Origin of the sequence: Desulfosarcina cetonica JCM 12296, assembly GCF_001311845.1 — a bacterium.
GTDB lineage: Bacteria > Desulfobacterota > Desulfobacteria > Desulfobacterales > Desulfosarcinaceae > Desulfosarcina > Desulfosarcina cetonica.
In genome coordinates this window covers 36,411-43,054 of record NZ_BBCC01000035.1, presented here as the reverse complement: position 1 = coordinate 43,054, position 6,644 = coordinate 36,411, and the positions used below count along the sequence as shown (strand labels likewise).

Annotated in this window: 6 protein-coding genes; 4 read left to right on the top strand and 2 right to left on the bottom strand. The window is 59.2% G+C overall.

Annotated features, from left to right (window positions below; all coding sequences use genetic code 11):
* Positions 1 to 98: 98 nt before the first annotated feature.
* Both nrfD and hybA read right to left on the bottom strand, forming a co-directional pair.
* Positions 99 to 1,043: an NrfD/PsrC family molybdoenzyme membrane anchor subunit gene (gene nrfD / locus JCM12296_RS10605; RefSeq protein WP_246804140.1), complete on the bottom strand. Its 945-nt coding sequence runs from the start codon at positions 1,041 to 1,043 to the stop codon at positions 99 to 101.
* 255 nt (positions 1,044 to 1,298) lie between these two features.
* On the bottom strand, positions 1,299 to 2,222 hold the full coding sequence (gene hybA / locus JCM12296_RS10600; RefSeq protein WP_054692440.1) for a hydrogenase 2 operon protein HybA: 924 nt from the start codon (positions 2,220 to 2,222) through the stop codon (positions 1,299 to 1,301).
* A gap of 313 nt (positions 2,223 to 2,535) precedes the next feature.
* Between hybA and JCM12296_RS10595 the strand changes: the two genes are divergently transcribed.
* The 4 genes from JCM12296_RS10595 to JCM12296_RS10585 all read left to right on the top strand — a co-directional run bounded on the left by JCM12296_RS10595 (position 2,536) and on the right by JCM12296_RS10585 (position 6,631).
* On the top strand, positions 2,536 to 3,798 hold the full coding sequence (locus JCM12296_RS10595; protein ID WP_246804139.1) for a sigma-54 interaction domain-containing protein: 1,263 nt from the start codon (positions 2,536 to 2,538) through the stop codon (positions 3,796 to 3,798).
* Positions 3,795 to 3,926 (top strand): helix-turn-helix domain-containing protein, encoded by a 132-nt coding sequence (locus JCM12296_RS47320; protein WP_281491971.1) that lies wholly within the window; start codon positions 3,795 to 3,797, stop codon positions 3,924 to 3,926. Before JCM12296_RS10595 ends, JCM12296_RS47320 begins: the two co-directional genes overlap by 4 nt.
* Positions 3,927 to 4,175: 249 nt before the next feature.
* On the top strand, positions 4,176 to 5,339 hold the full coding sequence (locus tag JCM12296_RS10590; RefSeq protein ID WP_054692437.1) for an adenylate/guanylate cyclase domain-containing protein: 1,164 nt from the start codon (positions 4,176 to 4,178) through the stop codon (positions 5,337 to 5,339).
* A complete protein-coding gene (locus JCM12296_RS10585; protein ID WP_054692436.1) occupies positions 5,336 to 6,631 on the top strand; it encodes an ATP-binding protein in 1,296 nt (431 codons plus the stop codon). The genes JCM12296_RS10590 and JCM12296_RS10585 overlap by 4 nt, the downstream gene beginning before the upstream one ends.
* The last annotated feature ends 13 nt before the right edge of the window (positions 6,632 to 6,644 follow it).

Below are 6,644 nucleotides of genomic sequence, written 5' to 3'. Positions count from 1 at the left end.
CGGATCCGTTGCCGGACCGGCGGCCCGGGCGGGTACGGCCAACAGGATGCCGGCCAAAACCGCCGCGGCGGCAATGAATGTTGACGGTCCTGTTCGGGTCATGCGGACACCTCCTGTTTCGGTTGATTGAGCACGGGTAAAACGGTGACGAGAAAACGGTAGATGAACATCAGGGTCGCAATCAACCCGACGGTGACGAGAATTTCACCGATGGCCGGAAAATAGTTGGCTTCGCTGATCGGCGGGCGGTATCCCACGACAAACACATTGATGCGGTTGACCAGCACCCCGCCGACGATCAGGCAGCAGGCGATGAACAGCGCCCGTCGGGATTGCCGGACGGTTGGGGAAAGCAACATCAGCCACGGAACGATAACCCCGAGCAAAACCTCGACGATGAAGGCGTTGGTCTGGGCCGTGCCATCCAGCAGATACACGTAGGTGCCACGCACCACCATGTCGCCGATTTTAAGGGCCAGATAGGTTCCCAGAAGAAAAATGGTGATCCGCGTGAGCGGCGTGAGCACTTCCATTTCCGAATCCAGCCCCAGGGAGGTCGTGGCCAGGGTGGCCTCGAAAACCACCATGGGATACCCCACGGCGATGGCCGAGGTGAGGAACAACAGCGGCAGGAGGGGCGTGTACCATAGGGGATGCAGTTTGGTGGGCGCGATGAGCATCAACGATCCGAGGCTGGACTGGTGCATGCAGGAAAGCACCACGCCGGCAATGATGAAAATCCACATGATTTTCGGCAAAACCGCGTCGGCCAGACGCAGCAGCCCGTCCACCGGCGCATTTAAAACCGCCAGGGGACCCGGCAAGGCCACCCGACCCTTGAACCGCGCAACGACAATGGGCAAAAATTCGAGATACAAAACGTTGAGGTAGAACATCACGCACATGGCCACCTCGAACAGCACCGAGGTGGGATTCCAGTAGAGCATGGGTTTCCAGATGGCCCAGGAGCGGCCGATGTCCACCAAGAGGCCGAGCACCACGAAGGTGTATCCCAGCATGGCGGTGAGCAGGGCCGGCCGCACCACGCTTCGTAATAATGACGCCCGATGATGTGGGCCAAGAACGCCGTGGTAAAGCCGCCGGCGGCCAGGGCCACCCCGGAGGCCACGTCGACCCCGATCCAGAGCCCCCAGGGCCTGGCGGTGGAGAGGTTGGACACATAACCGATGCCGCCGGTAAAGCGCGCCACGATGGCCAGCGCGCCGGCGGCCATGAGCACGGCCAGGACGACGACCCCGGGCGCCAGAATTTCGTATTAACAGGCGCTGCCGCGTGACTCATCGCTCACCTCCTGGTTTGCCGTTGCCGCCACGGTCCCCCTTGTCTTTGGATGCCCACATGACGCCGCCAAGCATGCCGAAAAGCACGATGGGCGACCACAGATAGCTGAACAGGGAGTGCTGGATGGTTTCCGCCAGCCGCGGCATGGGTGTTTCCGGCAAGGTGTTGAAACCGAGTTTTTCAAAGGGAACCCCGGAGATGTACATCCAGCTCGTGCCGCCGACCTCTTTTTCGCCATACACATGATCGATGTAGCGCCCCGGATTGCCTTGGATGCGCCGGTGGGCCTCCTTCAACAGGTCGTCGCGGCGCCCGAAGGTCAGCGCCTCCACCGGACAGATCTCGGCACATCCGGGGAGTTTTCCCTCGGACTGGACCCGTTCATAGCAGAAGGTGCACTTCATCACCCTGGGTGTGATCGGATCGTGATATTCATAGGCCGGAATTTCGAAGGGACAGGCCACCATGCAGTACCGGCAGCCGATGCATTTGCTCACATCGTAGAAGACGGCGCCGTTCTCTTTTTTGGAGAGCGCGCCGACAATGCAGGCCGAGGCGCAGGCCGGATCCTGGCAGTGCATGCACTGCAGCTTGACAAAAGTGGGCACCAGTTGATCGCGTTCATCGATAAGGCCCGAGGTGTAGCGATTAACCACCGTGTAGGCGCGTTCATCGGGCCGACGCTTGCGATCCAGCACCGTCAAATCCTCGAAGCGTTGATCCGGTGCCGGCAAATGGTTGACCCGGTTGCAGGCCTCTTCGCATTTGCGGCAGCCGATGCAGCGGGTCAGGTCCACCAGGCAGCCCAGTGGATCGGCCGGTGCCCGGGATTGCCAGGCATGGGCGCTGCGCCCGGATCCGGCCACGGCCGAACCGGCGACGGTCAGCCATTTGAAAAAATCGCGTCTGTTGAGCCCCATGAAACCTCCTTTACAAACAGCCTTTTGGAAATCAGATCGATCGTCGTATGGCGGTCCATGTTCACCCCCCGGTTCCCGGCGGGGTTCTGTTCTGGCGCCATTGAAAATGCCATCCAACCCCTTATCAAAAAGCGCACCAGTTCTGATTAAAAGACAACCCATTGATTTGGTACACAATGCTAATCTGGTGAGGTCATTCACGGCCCATTTTGACAAATTGTGCTTAAACAAGGTTTAAACATGTGTTAAACAGCCAACGTTTGTTTAAACACCTCCCCAAATCGTTGAACCGGGTTGTTGAAAAGGAGCGCCGATGCGGATTACGGATATCAACCTGCACTGGGAGCGGGTCATCAACACGATGAGCGAAGCCTTGCTGATCATCAGCCAAGAAGGACGAATCCTGTCGGTCAACCGCTCCTTCGAGGAGATGACCGGGTATCTCTCCAACGAGGTTTGCGGCCAGCCGTGTACCCTCTTGGAATGCCAGGCTTGCGAAATGGCCCTCAACAACACCGGCGACGGCTGGTGCAAGCTCTTCGCCCCCGACCAGCCGGAAATGCGTCGTTGCCGTTGTGCGATCCGCAAGAAGGACGGGACCTATCTGCCCGCCCTGAAAAACGCCTCGGTACTGAAGGACGAGGACGGGACGATGTTGGGGGCGGTTGAAACCCTGACGGACCTCAGTGAAATCGACCGCCTCGACCGCAAGGTCGCAACCCTGTCCCGCCAATTGGACGAAAACAGCGGGTATGGGGGCATCATCGGCGGAAGCGACGAGATGAAATCGGTTTTCGCCCTGATCGAAAAAGCGGCCCAAAGCGATGCGCCGATCATTATTTTCGGCGAAAGCGGAACGGGAAAGGAACTGGTCGCCCGGGCGATTCACGAGCAGGGCAACCGGCGGCGGGAGCCCTACGTGCAGCTCAACTGTGCGGCGCTGAACGAGGCGCTTTTGGAAAGCGAGTTGTTTGGCCATGTGAAAGGCTCGTTCACCGGCGCCTTCCGGGACCGGACCGGCCGTTTCGAAGCCGCCCACAAGGGAGATTTGTTCCTGGATGAAATCGGTGACATCCCCCTGTCCATCCAGATCAAACTGCTGCGGGTGCTGGAGACCCGGCAGTTCGAGCGGGTGGGTGAAAACCGACCCGTTGCGGTGGATGTGCGAATCATTACCGCCACCAACCGGAACCTCTTGGAGCTGATCGACCAGAAGCGGTTCCGCGAAGACCTTTACTTTCGGATCAACGTGATTCCCATCCATCTGCCGCCATTGCGCAAACGCCGGACGGACATCCCCGTTCTGGCCAACAACTTCATCCATCTCCTGAAGCTGCGCACGGACAAACCGATCCGCGGGCTGACCCGGGAGGCGCTCAACCGGTTCATGGACTATCGCTGGCCGGGAAACGTCCGCGAAATGAAAAGTGCGCTGGAGTATGCGTTTACGGTGAGCGACAAGGAGACCATCGACGTCGATCACCTGCCCCCCAGATGCTGGCCGAACCCCGCGTCACCGCCGGTGCGCCGGAAGGCATTCGCCGTTTCGATGCAACGGCCCAGCGCGACGCGTTGATCGACGCTCTGAAAGCCACGGGCGGCAACCAGACCCAGGCGGCACGGCTCTTGGGCGTCAATCGGGTTACGGTATGGAACCGCATGCGCAAGTATGGCATCGACCTGAAACGGGAAGTCCGGCCCTAAACCGGCTGGCTGCAGCTTTTAACGGATTCGTAAAAACCCGAGATCAAGGCTTGCGAATCCTTGAAGGAAGGAGGCGTACTTTTGCGTACGCCGCAGTGACGAAGGATTCGCGTAACGCCGATATCGGGTTTTTTACGAATCCGCCAATTTTAATTGACAAGATGGACACGATTTAGGCACCAATAAAAATGAACCCCGGATAAGCAGATCCCGATACACGCGCCACCCACGAACAAACGAGGTCTACCGATGCATTGCCCCCATTGCCAGGCAATCCTTCCGTCCAATGCCAAATTCTGCGGTCAATGCGGTCAGCGTGTGGGGAAAGACTGCCCCACCTGCGGTATGGCGAACCCGCCGGAAAGCAAATTCTGCGTTGAATGCGGCGCCGCCCTTTCCACCGTGTCAGCCGGCAGCACGAGCCCGGATCCGCTCTTGGAAGCCGACAAGGCCAATATCATCTCCCAGGGCGAACGGCGTCATCTGACGATCCTGTTTGCCGATCTCACCGGTTATACACGCATGATGGAAACCTTCGATCCGGAAGATGTCCAGGCCCTCATGGCGTCGATCATCCGCAGCAGCATTCAAATCATCGGAACCTACAACGGACACATCGAGCGCATCATCGGTGACGAAATGCTCGTCATCTTCGGCCTTCCGGTCGCCCATGAAGACGACGCCATCCGCGCCATCAAGGCCGCCCGTGAAATTCATGCCACCATCATGCGCCTTCAGCCGAAAAGCATTCCCCTTGCCCAACCGCTCACCATGCACACCGGCATCAATACCGGGCTGGTGGTAACGGCCCACTCGATCCCGGTCGATGGCACCTACGGTCTTTCCGGCGATGCGGTGAATATCGCCTCCCGCCTGTCGGACATGGCCCGGCCCGACGAAATCCTGGTGGGTCCGGAAACCTATCGACAAGCCTTCGGATTCTTCGATTTCGAATCCAAGGCGGCCATGGAAATCCAGGGAAAAGCAAAGCCCATTTCGGTTTATGCGGTGAAAGACGAGCGAACACGTCCCCTCACCGGCCAGCGCAACCTGAATCTGGCGGCGGCATTGATCGGACGCCAGACCGAGCTGGAAGTCCTGCGCAGCGCCATGCAGGCCTTGAAAAACGGCGAGGGATCCATCATTTCGATCATTGGCGAAGCAGGCACCGGGAAAAGCCGCCTGCTCTATGAATTCGAGAAGGAGCAGGCCGGCAAGCACATCAACTGGATCACCGGCTACGCCTTTGCCCACACCCAACCCGTCCCCTTCTTTCCCCTGGTCGGCATCGTGCGCCGCTGGCTGGATCTCGACGGCTCGGCCACGGCTGAGGAGATGAGCGCCGGGATTGCCAAGCGGGTGGGCGCCCTCTTGGATCCCAGGCCGAGGAAATTCCCATCATTCAGGGGTTGATCGGCCAGGAGGTCAAGGCAACCGCCGAGATGAGTCCCGAGGAGTGGCGCACGCGACTCAAGTCGGCCATGCTCAACCTGCTCTCGGCCATTGCCCGTCAGGCGCCCACGGTCTTCTGCATGGAAGATATTCACTGGGGTGACGCGGCATCGTTCAAACTGCTCAAGGACATTATCTTCAACTTCGAGCATCCGGCCATGGTCATCTGCACCACGCGCCCCCACGCCAGTCTGTTCACCAGCCACGAGCAGGATCTTCTCGCCCCCATGTACCGTGAAGTCCGCCTCAAGGAACTCTCGCCTTCGGAGGCCGAGGGCATGCTGGTCTCCATGCTGGAAACGGAATCCCTGCCGGAGGACCTGTGCCGGCTGATCCGCCATCGGGCCGAGGGAAATCCCTTCTACCTGGAAGAAATTCTCAACGCGTTGGTGGATTCCAAGGCCCTGATTTTCGAAAACGGCCACTGGCAAATGAGCCGTGCCTTCAAGGAAACCGACATCCCTTCCACGATCCACGGCATCATCGCCTCGCGCATGGACCAGCTGGAAACCAAGGACAAACGTATCCTGCAAGAGGCAGCCGTCATCGGCCGGGCTTTTCTTTACGATATCTTGAAGCGCGTTTCGGTATACAGCGATGCGGTGGACGCCGGCCTTTACAAACTCGAGCGCGCCGGCTTGATCAAACCGCGCGCCCTGCATCCCGAGATGGAATTCATTTTTAAACATGCGCTGATCCAGGAGGTCAGCTATGGCAGCCTGCTGCGTCGGGAGCGCCAGCGCGTGCACGAACGGGTCGGCCGAACCATCGAAGACATCTATCGGGATCGGCTGTCGGAATTCGAGGAGACCCTGGCCATCCATTTCCAGAAAAGCATCGCCACCGATAAAGCCACCGATTATCTGATCCGTTCGGGAACCAAGGCGCTGCGGCGCTACGCCCTCGACGAGTCGGATCAGTACTTCAAGACGGCCAAGGCCATGCTGGAGCAGCAGCACCTCGCCCGACCGCAGACCAAAAAGCGCCTGCTGGACGTGGTCAATCAATGGGCCTTTGTGTTTTATTACAAGGGCCTGAACCGTAAACTGCTTGAACTGGTCGAACACCAGCAATCGCTTTTGGGCGACCTGGATGACCCGGTGCGGGAAGGCTTTCATTGGGCCTGGCACGGGTGTGTGCTATGGCACCGCCACCGCTTTGGCGAGGCGTGTGAAAGCCTCGACAAGGCCAAGCGCCTGGGCCAGAAAACCCAGCATGCCGCGCTGAAAGCTACGCCAGCACATGGATGGTGATCCCCTTGACCGA